This is a genomic window from Acinetobacter sp. A2 (genome assembly GCF_048537555.1).
In the GTDB taxonomy this organism is placed as follows: domain Bacteria; phylum Pseudomonadota; class Gammaproteobacteria; order Pseudomonadales; family Moraxellaceae; genus Acinetobacter.
This window is the reverse complement of sequence record NZ_CP183239.1, coordinates 2,263,541-2,284,542: the sequence shown is the minus strand read 5'-3', so window position 1 is coordinate 2,284,542 and position 21,002 is coordinate 2,263,541. Positions and strand designations below refer to the sequence as shown.

General features: G+C 43.0%; 22 protein-coding genes and 1 pseudogene. 14 read left to right on the top strand and 9 right to left on the bottom strand.

Annotation, left to right across the window (positions count from 1 at the left end; translation table 11 throughout):
* Both ACNS8M_RS10870 and ligA read left to right on the top strand, forming a co-directional pair.
* Entirely contained in the window at window positions 1–1,074 is a 1,074-nt protein-coding gene (locus ACNS8M_RS10870) for a cell division protein ZipA C-terminal FtsZ-binding domain-containing protein (RefSeq protein WP_168461227.1), read from the top strand.
* 177 nt (window positions 1,075–1,251) lie between these two features.
* On the top strand, window positions 1,252–3,288 hold the full coding sequence (ligA, locus tag ACNS8M_RS10865) for an NAD-dependent DNA ligase LigA (RefSeq protein WP_168541609.1): 2,037 nt from the start codon (window positions 1,252–1,254) through the stop codon (window positions 3,286–3,288).
* Window positions 3,289–3,373: 85 nt separating this feature from the next.
* Here ligA and ACNS8M_RS10860 read toward each other — a convergent pair whose 3' ends face one another.
* A complete protein-coding gene (locus ACNS8M_RS10860) occupies window positions 3,374–4,435 on the bottom strand; it encodes an SDR family oxidoreductase (RefSeq protein WP_168541611.1) in 1,062 nt (353 codons plus the stop codon).
* A 324-nt stretch (window positions 4,436–4,759) separates the two neighbouring features.
* Between ACNS8M_RS10860 and ftn the strand changes: the two genes are divergently transcribed.
* The 6 genes from ftn (at window position 4,760) to bioD (ending at window position 10,092) form a co-directional block, all read left to right on the top strand.
* Window positions 4,760–5,224, top strand: a complete 465-nt coding sequence (gene ftn, locus ACNS8M_RS10855; protein ID WP_168418812.1) for a heteropolymeric bacterioferritin subunit Ftn — start codon at window positions 4,760–4,762, stop codon at window positions 5,222–5,224.
* Between the two features lie 130 nt (window positions 5,225–5,354).
* Entirely contained in the window at window positions 5,355–6,086 is a 732-nt protein-coding gene (locus ACNS8M_RS10850) for a hydrolase (RefSeq protein WP_168418813.1), read from the top strand.
* Window positions 6,087–6,184: 98 nt separating this feature from the next.
* Complete coding sequence (bioA, locus tag ACNS8M_RS10845) at window positions 6,185–7,468, top strand: adenosylmethionine--8-amino-7-oxononanoate transaminase (RefSeq protein ID WP_416240597.1); 1,284 nt, start codon at window positions 6,185–6,187, stop codon at window positions 7,466–7,468.
* Window positions 7,465–8,622 (top strand): 8-amino-7-oxononanoate synthase, encoded by a 1,158-nt coding sequence (locus ACNS8M_RS10840; RefSeq protein WP_168418815.1) that lies wholly within the window; start codon window positions 7,465–7,467, stop codon window positions 8,620–8,622. The genes bioA and ACNS8M_RS10840 overlap by 4 nt, the downstream gene beginning before the upstream one ends.
* 10 nt (window positions 8,623–8,632) lie before the next feature.
* On the top strand, window positions 8,633–9,439 hold the full coding sequence (gene bioC / locus ACNS8M_RS10835; protein ID WP_168541615.1) for a malonyl-ACP O-methyltransferase BioC: 807 nt from the start codon (window positions 8,633–8,635) through the stop codon (window positions 9,437–9,439).
* A complete protein-coding gene (gene bioD, locus ACNS8M_RS10830) occupies window positions 9,436–10,092 on the top strand; it encodes a dethiobiotin synthase (protein WP_168525107.1) in 657 nt (218 codons plus the stop codon). The genes bioC and bioD overlap by 4 nt, the downstream gene beginning before the upstream one ends.
* Window positions 10,093–10,530: 438 nt before the next feature.
* On the opposite strand, the pseudogene rluB reads toward bioD, so the two are convergent.
* The 5 genes and pseudogenes from rluB to ACNS8M_RS10805 all read right to left on the bottom strand — a co-directional run.
* Window positions 10,531–11,403 (bottom strand): annotated as a pseudogene (rluB, locus tag ACNS8M_RS10825) (23S rRNA pseudouridine(2605) synthase RluB); the annotation flags it as partial.
* Between the two features lie 41 nt (window positions 11,404–11,444).
* Window positions 11,445–12,038, bottom strand: a complete 594-nt coding sequence (scpB, locus tag ACNS8M_RS10820; protein WP_168525103.1) for an SMC-Scp complex subunit ScpB — start codon at window positions 12,036–12,038, stop codon at window positions 11,445–11,447.
* Window positions 12,035–12,829, bottom strand: coding sequence for a segregation and condensation protein A (locus ACNS8M_RS10815; RefSeq protein ID WP_178319277.1), 795 nt, complete (start codon window positions 12,827–12,829; stop codon window positions 12,035–12,037). Before ACNS8M_RS10815 ends, scpB begins: the two co-directional genes overlap by 4 nt.
* Window positions 12,830–13,061: 232 nt before the next feature.
* Entirely contained in the window at window positions 13,062–13,679 is a 618-nt protein-coding gene (locus tag ACNS8M_RS10810) for an L-threonylcarbamoyladenylate synthase (RefSeq protein WP_168418820.1), read from the bottom strand.
* A 91-nt stretch (window positions 13,680–13,770) separates the two neighbouring features.
* On the bottom strand, window positions 13,771–14,433 hold the full coding sequence (locus ACNS8M_RS10805; protein WP_104853112.1) for an elongation factor P hydroxylase: 663 nt from the start codon (window positions 14,431–14,433) through the stop codon (window positions 13,771–13,773).
* Window positions 14,434–14,531: 98 nt separating this feature from the next.
* On the opposite strand from ACNS8M_RS10805, the gene ACNS8M_RS10800 reads away from it, so the two are divergent.
* The 6 genes from ACNS8M_RS10800 (at window position 14,532) to lysM (ending at window position 18,313) form a co-directional block, all read left to right on the top strand.
* Window positions 14,532–15,089 (top strand): YceD family protein, encoded by a 558-nt coding sequence (locus ACNS8M_RS10800; protein WP_104853113.1) that lies wholly within the window; start codon window positions 14,532–14,534, stop codon window positions 15,087–15,089.
* Between the two features lie 76 nt (window positions 15,090–15,165).
* The gene (rpmF, locus tag ACNS8M_RS10795; RefSeq protein ID WP_000290730.1) at window positions 15,166–15,351 is read left to right on the top strand and encodes a 50S ribosomal protein L32; all 186 of its coding nucleotides are present in this window, start codon (window positions 15,166–15,168) and stop codon (window positions 15,349–15,351) included.
* A gap of 204 nt (window positions 15,352–15,555) precedes the next feature.
* Window positions 15,556–16,542: an ACP S-malonyltransferase gene (gene fabD / locus ACNS8M_RS10790; protein WP_168541619.1), complete on the top strand. Its 987-nt coding sequence runs from the start codon at window positions 15,556–15,558 to the stop codon at window positions 16,540–16,542.
* The gene (fabG, locus tag ACNS8M_RS10785; protein WP_019837736.1) at window positions 16,539–17,273 is read left to right on the top strand and encodes a 3-oxoacyl-ACP reductase FabG; all 735 of its coding nucleotides are present in this window, start codon (window positions 16,539–16,541) and stop codon (window positions 17,271–17,273) included. Before fabD ends, fabG begins: the two co-directional genes overlap by 4 nt.
* Before the next feature lie 83 nt (window positions 17,274–17,356).
* Window positions 17,357–17,593 carry an acyl carrier protein gene (gene acpP, locus ACNS8M_RS10780; RefSeq protein ID WP_001279871.1) on the top strand — a complete coding sequence of 79 codons (237 nt, stop codon included), beginning with the start codon at window positions 17,357–17,359 and terminating at the stop codon, window positions 17,591–17,593.
* A 246-nt stretch (window positions 17,594–17,839) separates the two neighbouring features.
* Window positions 17,840–18,313 carry a peptidoglycan-binding protein LysM gene (gene lysM, locus ACNS8M_RS10775; RefSeq protein WP_168418821.1) on the top strand — a complete coding sequence of 158 codons (474 nt, stop codon included), beginning with the start codon at window positions 17,840–17,842 and terminating at the stop codon, window positions 18,311–18,313.
* A 49-nt stretch (window positions 18,314–18,362) separates the two neighbouring features.
* Here the strand turns inward: lysM and ACNS8M_RS10770 are convergent, their stop codons facing one another.
* The 3 genes from ACNS8M_RS10770 to ACNS8M_RS10760 all read right to left on the bottom strand — a co-directional run bounded on the left by ACNS8M_RS10770 (window position 18,363) and on the right by ACNS8M_RS10760 (window position 20,690).
* Window positions 18,363–18,830 (bottom strand): hypothetical protein, encoded by a 468-nt coding sequence (locus ACNS8M_RS10770; RefSeq protein ID WP_168541621.1) that lies wholly within the window; start codon window positions 18,828–18,830, stop codon window positions 18,363–18,365.
* 302 nt (window positions 18,831–19,132) lie between these two features.
* Window positions 19,133–20,416: a ribonucleotide-diphosphate reductase subunit beta gene (locus tag ACNS8M_RS10765; RefSeq protein ID WP_168419341.1), complete on the bottom strand. Its 1,284-nt coding sequence runs from the start codon at window positions 20,414–20,416 to the stop codon at window positions 19,133–19,135.
* Window positions 20,417–20,555: 139 nt separating this feature from the next.
* Window positions 20,556–20,690: a hypothetical protein gene (locus ACNS8M_RS10760; protein WP_265087825.1), complete on the bottom strand. Its 135-nt coding sequence runs from the start codon at window positions 20,688–20,690 to the stop codon at window positions 20,556–20,558.
* Window positions 20,691–21,002: the final 312 nt, after the last annotated feature.

Sequence of the window (21,002 nt, the reverse complement as noted above, 5' to 3'; positions counted from 1 at the left end):
ATGGAAATCACCACAATCGTTGGAATTGTCATCGCTATTATTATCATGGCGTTTGGTTTAAAAATGATTCTGAAAAAACCAGCAGATTCAGCGCCGTCATTGGACTCTGAATTGCAGTTTAATGCAGATAGTCAAAAACCAATTATTCCACGGCATGTACGTGATCAATTGCAGAGCGACGCCACTCCAGTTCGGGTAGAACCGACTTTGACTGCAGATGCCGTTCATGAACCCCCAGTTTCTGCCAAGACTGAACCACAGGCATTTTCTGATGATACTGCAGATAAAAGTACTGAAGCGACTCAATCTACGGCAAATCTACAGACCGATGTGTCAGCTCAAGATGCCTCTGAAACGACTGCTCAGGTAACGACTGAAACAGCGCCAGTAACTGCCGATGTCGCTGAGCCAAGCACTGCAACAGTATCGACCACATCTAACACGACCGAATATTCATTGTCAGATGAAATTCAACAGGTAATCGCAGAAACTGAGCCAAACACCAGTGAACAGGCCAAAACATCAAATGAATACAGCCTGAATCAACACATTGAAACTGCGGAAATTTCAGAATTTAACGAAGAAAGTAGCATTTTAGATTCGCACTTGCATGAACAAAAAATCATGGATGAAGAAAGTGCTTTGGCCACAGCGGAATCTTTTATTGCGCTGAATGTATTCCCAGAGCGTCGCATACTTTCGGGTGATAAGGCCTTAAAAGTATTAATGAAATACGGTTTGCGTTTTGGTGAAATGTCATGTTTCCATCGTTATAACGAAGATGGCACTAAGCTATTATTCTCTGTGCTACAAATTAATGATGAAGGCGCAGATGGCTTTGATTTAGAAACGCTATCGACTGAACAGGTTAAAGGTTTGGCATTTTTCCTCGCTTTACCGCATAGCGATGTGCAAAATGCTTTTGACACCATGGTTAGTATTTCGGGACTGATTGCGCGTGAAATTGATGGTACGGTCTATGACCAAAACCATTTGGAATTTACCCCACAATTACGTGAGCACTGGCGTCATCAAGCGATTGATTATCGTGCGGGTCAGGCAAGTCATAGCTAACATGCTGCATTTTTGCGCAGTGTAAGCTTAATTGCGTAGAGTATTATTAATCAAAGTGATCTGAGATAAATTGCAACTTAGGGCAGGCATTTTTATAATGCTGTCAGCAAAATGGTAGCCTCGGCTACATAGAAACAGAAGGGCGGAACAAGACCGCCCTTTTTTATGGTGGAAAATATGTCTGTAGATTTAACTGTCGTGGCGCAAATGCGTCAATTGATTCAACTGCTTGCCAAGCACAATCATGCCTATTATGTGATGGATCAACCGACAATTACAGACAGTGAATATGATCAGCTTTTCCATCAGCTCAAAGCGCTAGAACAGCAATATCCAGATTTGGTGCAGCCTGATACCCCAACCAATAAAGTCGGTGGTACGCCTTTGGCGAAATTTACCAGTGTGACGCACACTGTACCGATGCTGTCTTTAGGCAATGTTTTTAATCAGGAAGAATTATTTGCCTTTGCACGACGTGTTGAAGAGCGCTTGCCTAACCAAACTATTGAATACGATGTTGAACTCAAATTTGATGGTCTGGCCATTTCGCTTTGGTACGAGCATGGGGTATTGGTGCGTGGTGTGACCCGTGGTGATGGCGAAACTGGAGAAGATATTACCCACAACGTCAAAACCATCCGTAATTTGCCTAAAGTCTTGAGTGCGGATGCAACTGCCATTCCTGAATTTTTGGAAGTGCGTGGCGAAGTGCTAATGCCAAAACTTGGCTTTGAAAAACTTAACGCTGCCAATACAGCCAAAGGTGAAAAAACTTTTGCCAATCCACGTAATGCGGCAGCGGGCAGTTTACGTCAGTTAGACCCGAGTATTGCCGCATCGCGACCTTTGGCATTCTATGCTTATGGTATTGCGCAATGTGTACCGCATCATGGGCAAAGTACCATGTCAGACAGTTTAACGTGGTTGGAACAGTTTGGTTTTGAAATTGGTGAACGTCATTTTGTTTGCAAGAGCATTCAGGAAGTTCAAGCCGCTTATGAACAAATTAACCTTGAACGCCCGAATTTAAGCGTTGAAATTGATGGCATGGTGGTCAAGGTCAATGAGCTGAAACAGCAACAGCTATTGGGTTTTTTAAGTCGTGAACCACGTTGGGCAACCGCTTATAAATTCCCTGCCGTGGCGGCTTTAACTACTATTGAAAATATTGACTGGCAAGTAGGTCGTACAGGTACGCTAACCCCTGTAGCGCGTTTAAATCCAGTCGCAGTGGGTGGTGTGACAGTATCTAATGTGACCTTGCATAATATTGGTGAAATCCATCGTTTAGATGTGCGTTTAGGCGATACTGTTAGCGTTTACCGTAGTGGTGATGTGATTCCGAAAGTGGAAAAAGTCTGGCCAGAATTCCGCCCTACAGATGCGCAGGAAGTCCATTTGCCAGAGCAATGCCCAGTGTGTGATTCACCTGTGGTGATGCCTGAAGGTGAGGCGTTGGCGCGTTGTTCAGGCGGTTTGTATTGTGCAGCACAGCGTATTGAAGCGATTCGTCATTTTGTATCGCGTAAAGCCATGGATATTGAAGGTTTGGGCGATCGTTGGGTCGAATCCTTGCTGCACTTGAATTTACTGCAAAATGTAGCCGATATTTATCATTTGCATGAACACCGCGATGCTTTGCTCAGCATTGAAAAAATGGGTGAAAAGTCAGTTCAGAACCTGATTGACTCGATTGAAAATAGCAAAAAAACCACATTGGCTGCGTTTATATATGCTTTGGGGATTCGGGGTGTGGGCGAAACCACAGCACGCATGCTTGCCAATACTTTCCAGACTTTAGAGGCTTTGCGTAAAGCTGACCTAGAAGCATTAAAGAAAACTCCAGATGTGGGGGACATTACCGCAGAATGGATTTTAGACTTTTTCCAAGCACCGCATAATTTAGAAGTATTGGACCGATTATTGGCAGCAGGCATTCATTGGGATGCTCCGATAGCACCAACACGCCAGCCGTTAAATGGTGAGAGCTGGGTGATTACGGGTACTTTAAGCCAAATGGGACGCGATGAAGCAACCCAATTATTGCAAGCGTTGGGTGCACGGGTCAGCGGCAGTGTGTCGGGCAAAACCAAATGTGTTGTGGCTGGTGAGAAAGCTGGCTCAAAGCTAGAAAAAGCCGAGAAGTTGGGTGTGCAAGTGATGAATGAAGCTGAGTTTATTCAGCTCATGCAAGAATATGGTGTGCTTGAATAAGCATGATTCATGCGCATTTTATCTGCTTAAAAACAAAGGCACTTCCATGATGAAGTGCCTTTGTTTTATTAGAAAAGTTGATGATTTAGCGTTTTTTGACAATCCCGTCATCAATCAATTGCTGAAAGTGCTCTATCAAACTGGTTTCAATATTGCGGTAGTGCATGCCCAATTCACGCTGACTTTTTTCCGCATTAAAATAAATTGGGTAGCCCATATTCAGTTCCACAAATTTACGGGAAAAACCAAGTAAAGGACCAAAGGCTTTAAAGGCAAATTTAGGTAACTGATTACGTGGGAACGGATATTTACGTCCAAAATGCTGTGCCAAAATTTTGCCCATTTCCAGTAAGCTGAATGTACCACCACTAATAATATAGCGACCTTGCGCTGCAGGGTTGAAAGCGGCTTGAATGTGGGCATCGGCAACATCACGTACATCTACAATACCATTCCACATGGCTGGCACACCTGCTAGCGTTAAGCCATTGGCAAATTGCAAGAGAACCTCCACGCTGCCCGATTGCGTGTTTTTGGTTAAGGATGGCCCGAGCACCAAAGCAGGGTTAATACAGACCAAATCCCAGCGTTGCTGTGCTTGTACCATTTCCCAAGCTTTACGTTCTGCTGCTACTTTTGAATAAGGATAAGGCTGATGTTCAGGACTACTGGTCGTATTCCAATGGCTTTCATCAAAACGGTTGTGTGCAGTCTTTAAAATATCAATCGCATCACCATAGGTTGCGGCAATACTAGAGGTGACCACCACACGCTTTACCGATGCAGTACGGTTAACACTGTTTAAAACATTTTCGGTGCCAATCACCGCAGGTTCAATAATGTCTTTTACTGCGTCTTTATAATTGGTGACCACAAAGGGTGAAGCCATGTGCAGCACAATTTCACAGCCCTGCATGGCGGCATCAAACGCACCATCTTCAAGTAAGTTGGCCTGAAATAATTGCAAGCTGCCAGTGCTGTTGGCTGCAATATCGGTCAGGTGCTGAAAACTGTGGGTTTTGTTGAGGTCACGGACTGTGGCATGCACTTGATGACCTTGCTCCAATAAGTTTTTAATCACCCAACTGGCAATATAGCCTGTTGCGCCTGTGACTAAAATGGGTGCAGAGGGATTTAGATTTGTCATTATTTTACGTAAGTGATGGAACTTGTGGCTATGATAATGCAGCTGGGTTTTAAAATCCGCTTTTTGGGTATTTTTCACAATATCCGAACGTCAAAATGAGTTTTCATTCTGTATTTACAAAATGATGCAAAATCATTGTGTTGTCATTTTTATTGCACCGTTTTTCCAAGCGTTTGTTTTATATATGGGAATTTTTAAACTAAATTGCAAATGCGTATGTTTCTCATTTTAATTTTATAAAAATCATAGGTTTACAATAATTAACTTTTGCAATTTAAACCGAATATGTCCATAATGACTAGATCAAGAAAGGGAGTGAAGCAAATGCGTGGCAATCCAGAAGTCGTAGACTATCTAAATATGTTGATCGGTGGCGAACTGGCTGCTCGCGATCAATACCTGATTCATTCGCGTATGTATGAAGATTGGGGCTTAAGCAAAATTTTTGAGCGCATTGACCATGAAATGCAGGAAGAAGCGCAACATGCAGATGCCTTGATTCGCCGTGTGTTATTCCTTGAAGGCACACCGAATATGCAACGTGATGATGTTGATGTGGGCGAAGATGTGGTGTCTTGCTTAAAAGCCGATTTAAAACTGGAATACGAAGTGCGTGAAAAATTGGCGCAAGGCGTAAAATTGTGTGAAGAAAAAGGCGACTATGTCAGCCGTGATATGTTGCGTCAGCAAATGAGCGACACCGAAGAAGACCACACTTACTGGTTAGAAAAACAATTACGTTTAATTGAGCTGATTGGTTTGCAAAACTACATTCAATCGCAAATGTGATGTAAACAAATACCCCAAAGCCCGATCTATTCAGATCGGGCTTTTTTATCTGTGTTTTAAATTGAACAAGCTATGATGGCTGAGCAGATTGGGTATACTGAAGCTATTTTTCAATTTGAGAGTAAGCAGCGTGCAACAACAAATTTTATTGATTACGGGCTGGGGCGGTGGCACTGCTTTATTGAACCCATTGCAGCAAGCTTTGATTGCACAAGGTTTTCGGGTTGAACTGATCAATATTTTTAACGCTGCCGATGCACAAGTGTTACAGCAACAGGTGGAATTGGCACGCCAGTTTGATGTGATTATGGGCTGGTCACTCGGCGGTCAATTGGCAACACTACTGGTCGATGCGATTGCCCATCAATATGCAGAATATAAAACCTTAATCACGATTGCGTCTAATCCGTGTTTTGTGGCACACGCAGGGTGGGATACCGCTATGCCTTCAGCGACTTTTACTCAATTTAAACAATCTTTTGAACAAGACCCAATTCTGACGTTAAAGCGATTTGGTTTTATGGTGTGTCAGGGTGTCAGCAGCAGTAAAACCGATTTGCTGCAATTGCAAAGTTTGGTGCAGGCACAGCCTCAATCTTTACTCAAACACGGTTTGGCTTTACTGGAAAACCTAAACTTGGTGAATAAGCTACAACAGTATGTAGGTCAGCAGTACCATATTTTTGCCGAGCAAGATGTTTTAGTTGATTGCAAAGTTGCTACTAAACTTCAAAATTTAGCTGCAAAGTTCTTAAGTGTAGATGTTATATCAGGCTCGCATGGGCTGCCATTGTTCCATGCAGATGAGCTGACTAGCAAAATCTGCCAATATTTACAGAAAAATCCGTCAACTCAGGGATAAGTGACAAATCTCGCAATTTATTTTGCAGGCAGACAGGTTTAAGATTTACGACAGCTTAGTTTTGTAATTTCAAGGATGAGGACAGGATGACAGAACAGATGGATTTGGTTTTTGATCGTGAACATCTTTGGCATCCTTATACCTCTATGACTCAGCCGCTGCCGACTTTCAAAGTAAAGCGGGCATTTGGCAGCACCATTGAACTTGAAGATGGTCGTCAATTGATTGATGGTATGTCATCGTGGTGGTGCGCGATTCATGGTTATAATCATCCTGAACTGAACCGTGCTGTCACAGAACAACTCGACAACATGGCACATATCATGTTTGGTGGTTTAACTCACAGCCCAGCCATTGAACTTGGGCGTTTGTTACTGCAAATCACGCCACCAAGTTTAGATAAAATTTTTTATGCAGATTCAGGTTCAGTTGCGGTAGAAGTCGCCTTGAAAATGGCCGTGCAATATTGGACTGCACAAGGCAAGCCTGAAAAAACCAACTTTATTACCACTCGTTCTGGCTATCATGGCGATACATGGAATGCCATGTCAGTCTGTGACCCTGTCACAGGGATGCATCAGGTTTTTGGCTCAAGTCTGGCACAGCGTTATTTTGTTTCCGCACCGCAAGTCGCATTTGATCAAGAGTGGAATCCTGACGATATTGCAGAGCTGGCGCAAAGTTTGGCAGACCAGCATCACAATATTGCTGCCATGATTATTGAGCCAATTGTGCAAGGTGCAGGCGGTATGCGCTTTTATCATCCCGAATATTTGCGTCAGGCTAAATTGCTCTGCGAACAATATAATGTTCTGCTAATTTTTGATGAAATTGCTACAGGGTTTGGGCGTACAGGCAAGCTCTTTGCGTGGGAACATGCACAGGTCGAACCCGATATTATGTGCATAGGCAAAGGACTGACAGGCGGTTATATGACTTTGTCTGCAACCTTGGCCACAAAACAGGTGGCAGAAACGATTTCGCAAGGTGAAGCAGGTGTGTTTATGCACGGCCCGACCTTTATGGGCAATCCATTGGCCTGTGCGGTTGCGCTAAAAAGCACTCAATTATTATTGTCACAAGACTGGCAAGCCAATATTCAACGTATTCAGCAGCAACTTGAACAGCATTTAACGCCATTAGCGAATTTGGCATGGGTGCAGGATGTGCGGGTACTTGGTGCTATTGGTGTCGTGGAGTTGAAACATGCGGTAGATATGCAACGTCTACAACAACAATTCGTGCAACGTGGTATTTGGGTACGTCCATTTGGAAAATTGGTATATGTGATGCCACCGTATGTGATTACAGCACAAGAGTTGGATACGTTGTTGCAGCAGCTGGTAGCCGTAGTGTGTGAAATGCAGGAAGCAGACGCATGAATTTACTTGACCACTACGCAGAACAGCTCGATCAACTTCGTCAGCAAGGTAATTTTCGTCAATTTCGCAGTAATCAGCAACACGGCAAAATGATTGAAATTCAGCAACAACACATGCTGAACTTATCTTCCAATGATTATTTGGGTTTGGCCTCTGACTTGCGCTTGCGTGAACAGTTTTTTGATGAAACGCCAAATACTGAACGCTTGATGAGTGCATCTTCATCACGTTTGTTAACAGGAAATTTCCCTGCCTATGAACAGCTTGAAGCCGAGCTGAGTCAATTATTTCATGGACGTGCCGCCTTGCTGTTTAACAGCGGTTATCACATGAATATTGGTATCTTACCCGCCTTAGCAGATGCAAAAACGCTCATTTTGGCCGATAAACTGGTACATGCCAGCATGATTGATGGGATTCGCTTGTCATCTGCCAAATATTTGCGTTATCGCCATAATGATTTGGCACATTTGCAGCAATTGCTCAGCCAATATCATGCCGATGATAATTATGAACGCATTATTGTGGTGACCGAATCCATTTTTAGTATGGATGGCGATGAAACTGATTTAGCCGCTTTAGTGGCGCTTAAACAGCAATTTGCCAAAGTCATGTTATATGTAGATGAAGCACACGCCATTGGCGTACGTGGCGTGCAAGGTTTAGGTTGTGCTGAACAATATGGCGTGATTGATGCAATTGATTTTCTGGTCGGGACTTTTGGTAAAGCCGTTGCTTCGATTGGGGGATATTTGATTTGTGATCCGATTATCCGTGATTACTTAATTAATCGGATGCGTCCACTAATTTTCAGTACCGCACAACCACCTGTTTGTATGGCATGGACACAATTCATGCTCAAGCACATTGTGCAAATGCAGGCACAGCGTCAGCATTTGGCTGCCTTGAGCCAATATATGCAGCAGGGGATTCGTGCACAAGGCTTTGCGTGTCCATCTAGCTCACAAATTGTTCCTGTGATTATCGGCGACTCCAGTGCAACCGTAACTAAAGCTCAACAATTACAGGCCGCAGGTTTTTATGTGATGCCTGTGCGCCCACCCACCGTACCGCAAGGCAGTTCACGTTTGCGCATTTGTTTAAATACGCAATTTGAAACAACAGACTTAGCGCCGTTGCTGAGCATGCTTTGAGTATCTTGGCATGAGTATAGATAAAGCACAGGTCGCACAGCGTTTTGCCCGGGCACATGCAAGTTATAAATCGCATGCGGTGGTACAGCAGCAAATTTGTCAGCATTTAATCACTAAAATGCAGCAATGTTTTGTGCAGCACTCAAGTCATACACAGCCTTGCACAGCACTATCGCATGTACTTGAAATCGGTTGTGGTTCAGGCAATTTGACTGACTTGTTGTTAAGCAAGTTTGATATTCAGCAGCTGACTTTAAATGACTTATATACTGAAGTTTTACAGCCTTATCTGCACTTGCCGCATACAACAACACACATTCACGGTTTAATTGGCGATATTGAACAGTTGGCTTTTCCTGAGTCGTTGGATTTAATTTGTTCCAGTTCAGCCCTGCAATGGGTTGAAGACCTAGCTGCGTTACTACACAAGGCCCATCAAGCGTTAATACCACATGGATATTTGTGCTTTTCGACATTTGGCCCTCAAAACTTGATGGAAATGAAGCAACTAACAGGGCAGGGCTTAGACTATTTCAGTGCAGCTGAGTTACAACAACTGCTGCAACAGCAAGGCTTTGAAGTGCTACATTGTTCAGAGCAATTACAGCAACTGAATTTTCAGCATCCCAAACAAGTTTTACAGCATTTAAAAGCCACAGGGGTGACAGGCACCGCGCAAGGTCAGCGTTGGAGCAAAGCCAGTTTAATGCATTTTTATCAGGGCTATGAACAATTTAGTCAGCAGCATCCCACCCTGCCAAAAAGCTATACATTGACCTATCATCCTATTTATTGTCTTGCACGGAGAATGCCATGACCGCCCAAGTGTACTTTGTCAGTGGTATAGACACAGGTATTGGTAAAACTTATGCCACAGGCTATTTGGCCAAGACCATGAATGCACAAGGCATCCGTACCATCACTCAAAAATTGATTCAAACGGGCAATCAGCATATTTCTGAAGATATTGAGCAGCACCGTAAAATTATGGGCAGTGAATGGTTACCTGAAGATGATGACAAGCTGACCATGCCTGAAATTTTTAGCTATCCTGCTTCACCGCATTTGGCGACACAAATTGATGGTCGAGAGATTGATTTTGCCAAAATTGCAGCAGCAACTGAACAATTGGCAGCCAAGTATGATGCGGTGTTATTAGAAGGTGCAGGTGGTTTAATGGTGCCGCTGACCACAGATTTACTCACCATCGACTATATTGAGCAAAAACAATATCCTGTTATTTTGGTGAGTTCTGGGCGTTTGGGTAGTATCAACCACACTTTGCTCAGTTTGGAAGCTTTAAAAACACGTGGTTTGAACTTGTATGCACTGGCCTATAACTTAAATGATGAATTGCAAGACCCTTTAATTTCGCAGGATACTGCCAAGTATTTAAAAAATTATTTGGCTCATAGCTTCCCGAATGCACAGTGGATTGAGATTCCTGTATTAGCAGCTGCTGAATTTTGATTTGAAAAGCTTTAAACAGCAGTCTGAATGTACTTCAGTCCAAAATGCAAAAAGCCACTGTGAAAGTGGCTTTTTGTTGCGTATTAAGTTTTCAGTTTTGATATTGAAAGCTTAAAACTTTTTAAAGCTTTTATTGCCAAACGGTTTACGTGGTGCATTTTCGTCACGGCGTTCACGGTTGCCATAACTGTTACCGTCTTGGCGCTGCTCACGATTGCCGTAGCTGTTACCGTCTTGGCGACGTTCACGGTTGCCGTAGCTATTACCTTCTTGACGATAGTCACGGTTACCGTAGCTATTGCCATCCTGACGGCGTTCACGCTGAGCATATTGGTTGCCTTCACGACGCTCACGGTTGCCATAGCTGTTAGCATCCTGACGTGGTTCACGGTTTGCATAGCTATTGCCATCTTGACGACGTTCACGCGGTGCTACAAAACCTGTATTTTGCGCAGCTTCTTCGGTGTCACGGCGTTGCTGACGCAAGAAACCACCACGACGTGCTGCTAATGGTTTTTCCTGCATACGTTCATTGCGGCGTTTTGCCATGCCATACAAACCTGTGCCTTGACGTGGTTTAAGTTCTACCGCTTTGGCAAGGTTGTCGATGTCATTTTTATCTAATTCCATCCAGCGACCTGTACGCAATTCACGCGGTAAAATCACGGTACCGTAACGAGTACGTAATAAGCGGCTGACTTTCAAACCTTGTGATTCAAAAATACGGCGAACCTCACGGTTACGCCCTTCTTTAACCACCACTTGATACCAGCGGTTAATACCATCACCGCCAATTTCAGAGAAAGATTCAAACTTGGCAGGGCCGTCATCTAGCACGACACCGCGCAGCATGTTGTTTTTCAGTTGTGGCGTCACTTCACCCATAACGCGAACCGCATATTCACGTTCAATTTCGTTAGATGGGTGCATTAAACGGTTGGCGAGTTCACCGTCATTGGTAAATAACAATAAGCCTGTCGAGTTAATATCCAGACGACCAACCATCACCCAGCGATCATTTGCAATTGCAGGTAGGTTGTCAAATACAGTTGGGCGCTGTTCTGGGTCATTGCGTGAGCAAATTTCGCCTTCTGGTTTGTAATAAATCAGAACACGACGACGAATTTCATCTTCAATTTGGAACTGAACTTTACGACCATCGATGCGAAGCTCATCACCTGGTTCGATTCGTTCACCCACTTGGGCAACTTGGCCGTTGACACTCACACGACCAGCGGCAATGACTTCTTCCATATAACGGCGAGAACCCAAGCCTACTCGTGCGAGTACCTTTTGCAACTTTTCACTCATGACAGCACAACCTTAGAAATGATCATCAACAGTTTACCTATTCAAGACACAGACGCAGATGCATCGAGTGCCATGAAAGCTTCCTTGGCATCCTGTAGGGGAGGCAATTGGCTTAAGGAATTCAAGCCAAACGCATTTAAAAATTGGGGCGTTGTAACTAACAACGCAGGTCTTCCTGGGAGTTCTCGAAAGCCAGATTCCTTAATCCAGTTCCAGTCAAACAATGTACGTAAAATTTGACTATTGTTTGATACTCCGCGAATTTGTTCAATATCTGCACGGGTCACAGGCTGGTGGTAGGCAATCACGGCCAATATTTCCAGCATAGAGGGTGAAAGTCTAGTCGGACGTTCAGGCCACACCTGTGTGATAATTGTACGATACTTTGCCCGTACCTGAAAACGAAAACCTTGAGCGGTTTCGATCAGTTCAATCGAGCGACCATGTTGTAGCATGGCAAGTTGTTGTAAAAACTGACGTAATTGTGTTTTGCTATATTTATCCTGAAAGGCTTCTTTTAGGCGCGCCAAAGACACTGCGCTATCACTGGCAAAAATAATAGCTTCAAGTTGCATTAGCAATTCATGCTGTTGCTCACCTTCAGACAGGTTTGAAACAATCTGTTCTGAGTTCATGCCTGCGCCCCTTGAATACTCAATGGTGCTTCAATACCACTGCTCACAATGCATACCTTCTGCTGGCGAGTCAGTTCTAAAATAGCCATAAACGTCACCACCATACCCATTCGCCCCTGACTTGGCTTGAGTAGCGCATCAAAACTGAGAATTTCACCCGAGGCGAGTTTAGCTTCAATAAACGCAATTCGTTCTTCGAGCAAAACAGGTTCTTGCAAAATTTGATGGGTCACAGGTTCAGGACGGTTAAAAATGCAGAACAACGCATCACGTAATTGATCGGCCGCATAGCCGACATTATTCACAGCAGTGTGTCCTAAGCCAACATTGGTGGCAAAGGTATCACGTTCTAAAACTGGCATTTGCCCAAGGCGTTCCGCCGCTTGCTTGACTCTTAAATATGTTTCTAGGCGGTCAATCAGTTCTTGTTTCGGGTCTTTCTCAATTGCACTGGCGCTTGGTGCTTTTGGCAATAACAGCCGTGATTTTAAGTCGGCCAATAGTGCAGCCATCACCATATAGTCAGCAGTGAGCTCAATATTCAGTGATTTCATAGCATCCATATACGACAGATATTGCGATGCAATAGGGGCAATATCTAACTGGAGTAAATCGAAGCCATTTTTTTGAATCAGGTAAATCAGAAAGTCGAGTGGTCCTTCGAAATGCTCTAACAGAATTTCAAATGCTGCAGGAGGAATATATAAATCCTCTGGAATCGACTCTTGCCATTCATCTAACACACGAATGTGTTGGGCAGGTTCCATCGCATTGTGGAGGGATTGATTCATTACAGTATTGGGCCACGCGAATTTTCAAAAGCATGCAAACGCTATTTCCGCTTTAGATAGGAGGAGCGGTAGAGAAATAGCACAAAATTAATAGCGGCTAGTCTAAAGGATATCGTGGTTGAAATAAATCTGTTCTACAACCAAATGTCAAAAAAAGCCAAAAATAAATAGGGGTATTTTCTTGGGTGATGATGTCACGAAAATAATAAATACAATGTGAATCAAGGAGTGCTTATTCAAAAGCACTCACATCACCCACACCACGACGCATAATTTGCGGGCTGTCACCCGACAAGTCCACAATACTGGTGGTGCTGAGTGTGCCTAAGCCACCATCAATCAGTACGTCTATGCGTTTACTGAGCTGTAAATCAATCTCGTAAGGATCATCTAATGGGTCTTCCTGACCTGGTAAAATCAGGGTGCTGGTCAGTAAAGGTTCACCCAGCTCTTTCAGCAGCATGCGGCAAATTGGGTTGCTTGGAATACGCAAACCAATAGTTTTTTTATTCGGATGCATTAAGCGACGTGGCACTTCACTGGTCGCAGGCAAAATAAAGGTCGTTACCGCTGGGGTATTGTTTTTTAGTAGACGATACATGGCATTGTCTACTTTGGCGTAGGTGGCAATATCCGATAAATCGGCACAAATAATGGCGTACTGGTGTTTGGCACCTAAACCACGAATTTGTGAAATGCGCTCCATCGCATTTTTGTTACCAATCTGGCAACCAATTGCATAGGCAGCATCGGTTGGATAAACCACCACATCGCCCGCGCGTATGCGTTCAACCGCTTGGCTGATGAGACGCGGCTGCGGATTTTCAGGATGTACTCTTAAATGCAACATATGAATTCCCTCAGTGCGTAATTGTGTTCGTCGCTTCATTATGAAAGGGGATGGATGTCACTTGCAATCATTGCCCCATGCTTTATTGCATTTAATCTAGATTTTTACGTTCAAATTCTTCAATTTGTAATGTTTTGCCACCTCGGGTGCAGTAACAAATACATTCAATCAAGCGTTTTGCATCGCGTGGTAATTTGGCTTCGCCATTAAAATAACGCTGCACTTGTGCAAAGACATTGTCTTTAAAAGTGCTGCCATCTCCACCTTCACCCGTCAGGTTGTCTAAAGACACGCGGAATTTACGCCCAAACGCTTGAGCAAACAGCCATTCTATTGCCTGCGGCTTTATTTCGACTTGTTCAAACAAGGCTTGTTGTTCTTGAGTGCGACCATCGGGGGCATACCAATAGCCTAAATCGGACAATAGGCGGCGTTGTTCACCTGCAATGGTCCAGTGGCTAATTTCATGCAGTGCACTATTAAAGAAGCCATGCGCAAATTGAATTCGTGCAGGTTGGTCTGTTGTTGCAGGAAAGTACTCAGGTTCAAAGTCACCTTTGACCAAGTTCACATTTAGGTGGGAAAACCAGTGATTAAAGTGTAAGATGAGCCAGTCCACCTGTTCCGCTTCTGTATTCAGTTTGGCCCAGTCCGAGAGTTGCACTTGGGGGGGCGAAGTGTCAGAATTGGTGGTTGGAAGTGTGCTCACAAGTGATGAAAAATTCACTTCTGTTTGCGGCTGCAACAGATGCATGACTGTGTTACCCAAAATTGGTCTGTCTAAATAAGTACAAAATTGTATCTTAATCTTTGACAGAGTACTGATGAATTTGTAGAATTGCCGCCTTAATTATGTCAGCAAATACCTTTCCGGCACAGATTGAGCCGTTTAAATGGGCTGAACAGGGCTTTACATGGTCAGGTAACCTGCCATTGTCTCGCTTTGCTCGTATCGCCCGTGAAGCTGTTGGATCAATTGATGATCAATTGGTTAACATAGACTGTAAGCTATCAATGGATGCGTATCATCGCATTGCATGGCTAGATGGTCATATTGAAACGAAAGTTCCAATGGAATGCCAGCGTTGCTTGGGTTCTGTAGAAATAGACCTCGTTTCAGATTTTCATCTAGCTCTTGTGGATGATGAGTCACTGATAGAGCGCTTGGATGAGGATGCTGATTTCATTGTATTAGGTGAAAGTGAAGCCACCAGCAAAGGCGATTATGACTCGCCAGCGACGGCTAATTTACTGACACTTATAGAAGATGAATTGTTATTGTTGTTGCCTTTATCTCCTAAGCATGATGCTTGCGAGCATAAGCATCAACCTGCCATTCAGAACATTGCTGAAGAAAAACGTGATAATCCGTTTGATGTTTTGGCAAGTTTGAAAGGTAAACTTAACTGAAAATTATGTTATAATTTCCAGTTAAGACAACTCAATTTGTTCTGATCCATTTTTTCGATCTTTGTAAGGAGCCATCATGGCCGTTCAGCAAAACCGTAAAAGTCGCTCTCGCCGTGACATGCGCCGTTCACATGACGCTTTAACCGAGAATGCATTAACTGTAGACCAAGCTACTGGTGAAACTCATCGTCGTCACCACGTAACTAAAGATGGTTTCTACCGTGGTCGTCAATTATTCGCTAAAGCAGCAGATGCTGAATAATTGGTGATGTATTAAGCGTCAAGCTTAGTAGAAAAAATGGGAGCGTAAGCTCCCTTTTTTTGTGCCCGATTTTTGTTGTATTTGGCAATTACTAAAAGCAAAATTAAGTGTTAAATTTTCGCTCCATAACTGAGCTTACATGAGAAGGTGTGGATTGTAGCTGCTAAAAACTACAATTTGCGCATCTTAATTAAAGGATTTTTTATGTCTGCTAAACGACTCGAGCAAGCAGCTCAAGCCACTAAAACTGCATTTGTCTTTCCTGGTCAAGGCTCACAAAAAGCCGGTATGTTGGCTGAGCTTGCAGAACAGTTTAGCGGTGTGCGCGAAACATTTGCAGAAGCCTCTGAAGCAATTGGCTTTGACTTATGGCACATTGCACAAAGTGGTGAAGGTTTAGACCAAACAGAATTTACTCAGCCGGTATTACTCACTGCAAGTATCGCATTATGGCGTGAGTGGTTAGAGCTGGGTGGTGTTGCACCAAAATACTTGGCAGGGCACTCATTAGGCGAATACAGCGCATTGGTTGCAGCAGGCAGCCTAAGCTTGGGCGATGCAGTCAAATTGGTGAACTTACGTGGTAAGTTAATGCAAAATGCTGTACCACAAGGGCAGGGCGCTATGGCGGCTATTTTGGGTCTTGAAGATGCCAAAGTGCTAGAGCTATGTGAACAAGTCAATGTACAAGGTCGTGGCTCGGTAGAAGCAGCGAACTACAACGCGCAAGGCCAAGTCGTGATTGCAGGCGATAAAACTTTAGTCGAAGCTGTGATGGCATTGGCTAAAGAAAATGGTGGCAAAGCTATTGCACTGCCTGTATCTGTACCTTCGCACTGTTCATTGATGAAACCTGCGGCAGAACAGTTTGCACAAGCTTTGGAACAAACTGCCATTGAGCTACCGCGTATTCCTGTAATACAAAATGTCAACGCTGGAATCGCGGCAGATGTTGCGCAATTAGGTCAGGCACTTACTGCGCAATTGTATCAATCGGTGCAGTGGACACAAACTATGCAATATCTACAAGATCAAGGTATTGAATATATCGTGGAATGTGGGCCAGGCAACGTATTGGCGAATCTTGCGAAGCGTTTACCGAATATCGAAAAAGCATTCCCACTCGACACACAAAGTCGTATGGAAGATGCGCTAAATGCCATTTTGGTGGCAGAAGGGAAAATTGCATGACACAAGAACGTAAAGTTGCATTAGTCACAGGTGCAAGCCGAGGGATTGGTGCAGCCATCGCTCAGCAACTTATTCAAGACGGTTTTTTTGTGGTAGGTACTGCCACTTCTGAAGCGGGCGCAGAAAAATTATCGGCAAGTTTTGCAGAAAACGGTGCAGGTAAAGTTTTAGATGTTCGTGATGGTGCTGCCATTGATGCCTTAGTTTCTGACATTGAACAAAGCTATGGTTCAGTTTTGGTATTGGTTAACAATGCAGGCATCACCAAAGATAATTTGTTACTGCGTATGTCAGAAGATGACTGGGATGACATTCTCAATATCCACCTGAAAGCAGTTTACCGTTTATCTAAACGTGTCTTGAAAGGCATGACCAAAGCACGTTTTGGACGCATTATTAATATTAGTTCTGTGGTGGCACATTTTGCGAACCCAGGACAAGCCAACTATTCTGCGGCAAAAGCTGGTATTGAGGCATTCAGCCGAAGCCTTGCTAAAGAAATGGGCAGTCGTCAAATTACAGTAAACTCGGTTGCGCCGGGCTTTATTGCAACTGAAATGACAGATCAGTTAAGTGAAGAAATTCGCAAAAAAATGAGTGAGCAAGTGGCATTAAACCGTTTAGGTGATCCACAAGATATCGCAAATGCAGTGAGTTTCTTGGCTTCTGACAAAGCTGGTTACATCACTGGTACAGTGTTACACGTAAATGGTGGTTTATACATGAGCTAAGCTCAAGTATAAACTTTCAAAATTTTATAGATTCAATTAAACTAACGGCATTAAAAACGCCACAAGCAATGAGGAGAATTCCTGTGAGCGATATCGAACAACGCGTTAAACAAGCGGTTGCAGAACAACTTGGTCTTAAAGCTGAAGAAATCAAAAACGAAGCATCTTTTATGGATGACTTAGGTGCTGACTCTTTAGACTTAGTAGAGCTTGTAATGTCTTTCGAAAACGATTTTGACATCACAATCCCAGACGAAGATTCTAACGAAATCACAACAGTTCAATCAGCAATTGACTACGTAACTAAAAAACTTGGTTAATTGTTGATTTCAGCACTGCTGAAATGAAAGCCACCGCAAGGTGGCTTTTTTATGTGCTGGAGTTTTAAAATGAAACATGAAAAACGGCTTGTTTTTGAATATGTGATGCAGTTTACATTTTGTTACCAAGCTAATGTCTAATCACAACCGAAGTGGCTTATTTTTTAGTTATAAATAAATGAGAACATCGTGCTCATGCAAATGAGTGACGCTTTATAACAGCAGAAAAGAAAATAGGAGCACCTCATGGGTCTTTTTGATTTTGTAAAAGGGATTGGTAAGAAAAACACAGCACCTGCAGAGCCACAAGCTGCACCAAGCACACCGGCAGAACCTTCTGCACAAGAAATTGCCAACAAACTTTTGGGGCATGTAAAAAGCTTAGGTTTGCCAATTACAGGTTTATCGGTCAGCTATAACGCAACGACAGACTTAGCTACGGTGCGTGGACAGGTAAATAGTCAGGCAGACCGTGAAAAAATTGTTCTTGCGGTAGGTAATATTGACCACGTTGCACAAGTAGATGATCAACTCACTGTTGCAACACCAGAGCCAGAAAGCAAGTTCTACACAGTAAAATCGGGCGATACTTTGTCTAAAATTTCTAAAGAATTTTATGGCGATGCCAACCAGTACAACAAAATCTTTGAAGCTAACCGCCCATTGCTGAAAAATGCCGATGACATTTTCCCAGGGCAAGTGTTGCGTATTCCTGCTTAAAACTAGGCAATCTAAAAAAAGGCGCAATATGCGCTTTTTTTGTGGGGAGTTATTGATCCATCCAAATACTAAATAAAAACAGTGAAAAACCCAAGACTAAAAATAATTTGGCAGATGCTTGAACAAGGGTAAACACGGTGGAATCTTTAGGTTGTGGATTCAGTAAATGGTCTTCTGAATTGTAAACATGCACAACTCTTGCGCCTGCGGCATAACCAACTTCTGATATTGCCCGAATTTCTAAATGGCTGAGTGGATGATCAAGTGGTTCTTTGACTTGTAACAATAGAATAGATGCAGGCTGATACCACGGACGTTGGGCTTGTTTTAACAAAGTCTTTAGGGTGAGTACAGTTGCATCAAAATCTGCAATAAGCGTTTGTGAATGCTCATGCTCCAAATGGGAGTGTACAGTTGTGATTATATTTTGCTGCGGATGTTCAAGCAGATGCATGTGTTTGCTGTATAGGTGTACCCACACCGCTCTAGGGTGTTGTTTTAAATGATGATCTAGCATATTTGTAACCCCCACCTATAAATATTCGTTATTTTAACAGCACAATTTTTGTATGCTTATAGCTTTTTATGCCTAATGATATGGATTAACTAAATTTTTCTAATTGCTCTAGTGATGAGCGCCTTATCATTATCTAAATGTCGTTTTTAAAGTGCTTATTTGGTTTTATATAAAACACCTAAATTTTTCAAATAAAAGCCGATGTTTGGTTAGTTGTATTTATTATTTTGGACTATAGCAATTAGAGTGATAAATTGAAAAAAATCATCCTGCAAAGCTTGCAGGATGATTTTTATAATAAATTACCAGCTTAACGCACCACCAGTCTGATAGTCCGTCACACGCGTTTCAAAGAAGTTCTTCTCTTTACGCAAGTCCATCATTTCAGACATCCATTGGAATGGGTTGTTTACGCCAGCAAACTGTTCAGGTAAACCCAACTGGCTTAAACGACGGTTACAGATGAATTTCAAGTATTCTTCCATCATGCCTGCGTTCATGCCCAATACGCCACGTGGCATCGTGTCACGTGCATATTCAATTTCAAGCATAGTACCTTCAAGAATCATTTGAATTACTTCTTGCTGGAATTCTGCTGTCCATAGATGAGGGTTTTCAATCTTGATTTGGTTAATCATGTCGATACCAAAGTTCAAGTGCATAGATTCATCACGTAAAATGTACTGGAATTGCTCTGCAACACCATTCATTTTGTTACGACGACCCATCGATAAGATTTGGCTAAAACCGCAATAGAAGAAAATACCTTCAAGTACACAATAGAATGCGATCAGGTTGCGCAGCAAAATTTGGTCGTTTTCAGGTGTACCAGTTTTGAAAGTTGGATCACTTAAAGATTGCGTGTATTTCAAGCCCCATGCCGCTTTACGTGCAACCGATGGTACTTCACGGTACATGTTGAAGACTTCGCCTTCGTCCATACCCAAAGACTCGATACAGTATTGGTAGGCATGAGTGTGAATTGCTTCTTCAAATGCTTGACGCAAAATGTATTGGCGGCATTCTGGGTTGGTGATATGGCGATAAATAGCCAATACCAAGTTGTTTGCAACCAATGAGTCTGCAGTAGAGAAGAAACCGAGTGAACGCATTACAATAGTGCGCTCATCTTCAGTTAAGCCATTTTCAGACTTCCACAACGCAATGTCGTGGTTCATGTTCACTTCTTGTGGCATCCAGTGGTTTGCACAACCATCTAGATATTTTTGCCATGCCCATTCGTATTTGAAAGGTACAAGCTGGTTTAAGTCTGCACGACAGTTGATCATGGCTTTATCATCAACCTGTACGCGTGACGCACCCATTTCCAGCTCTTCAAGACCTGGAGCTACATCCAGTTGTTCTAGAGCGTTAGATGCTCTTGCCAACGGATCGGTTGAATCTGTTGTTCCACTTCTAACGGTTGCAGCGGGTTGTGCAGTTGCCACAGGCGTCTGTGGTTGCTCTGCATCAGATACCATCTGCGGATCATGCGCTTTTTGCGGCTCGACGGGCGCAGGCTTGTGTTCAGGAGCAGCCGGTTTTTGCGAATCATCTTCGAAATCGTCCCAACTTAGGATAGACATATCAATTCTCTCTTCGTTGCTTTATATCTTTTATGGACATCCAGCCACGCTGAGATGTCTTACTATACGCTTAATTTGTGAAAGCAAAATTAAGTTTTGCTCATCTTGGTCTGAAAAATGTACGTTCTGATCAAGCTGCTCACGACTTATTTTGCTTTCGCTGTTGTTTCACCGCTTGCACCCAAAAGTAAGCAATCGGTGCGTAAAACAATACAACAAAGGAAATCAGCAAGACCGCAAGTCCTAACATATAGTTGTGGGTCATGTGTGGCATGATGATTTCCTTTAATGTTTAGATTGGTTGAAACCCACGAATGAATTTCAACTTATAAATGTTTTAGCGAAATAAGCAACGCATCCTAAAATACTTAATCCACAAAATCTAAGAGTCAGAATACTGGTTAACCCTTTTAGGATTATCAAGCACATCACAGTAAAAACAATGATGCCTTGAATTAATTGCATTTCTTTTTGAGAGGGTCGGTATTTCCAACCAAAGATATCTATATTTTTTTGCATAATTATTTTCTCAAAATAACTCTGCCAACGTAGCCTTACGTCAAAGTTCAGAGAGGCTACTGGCGTA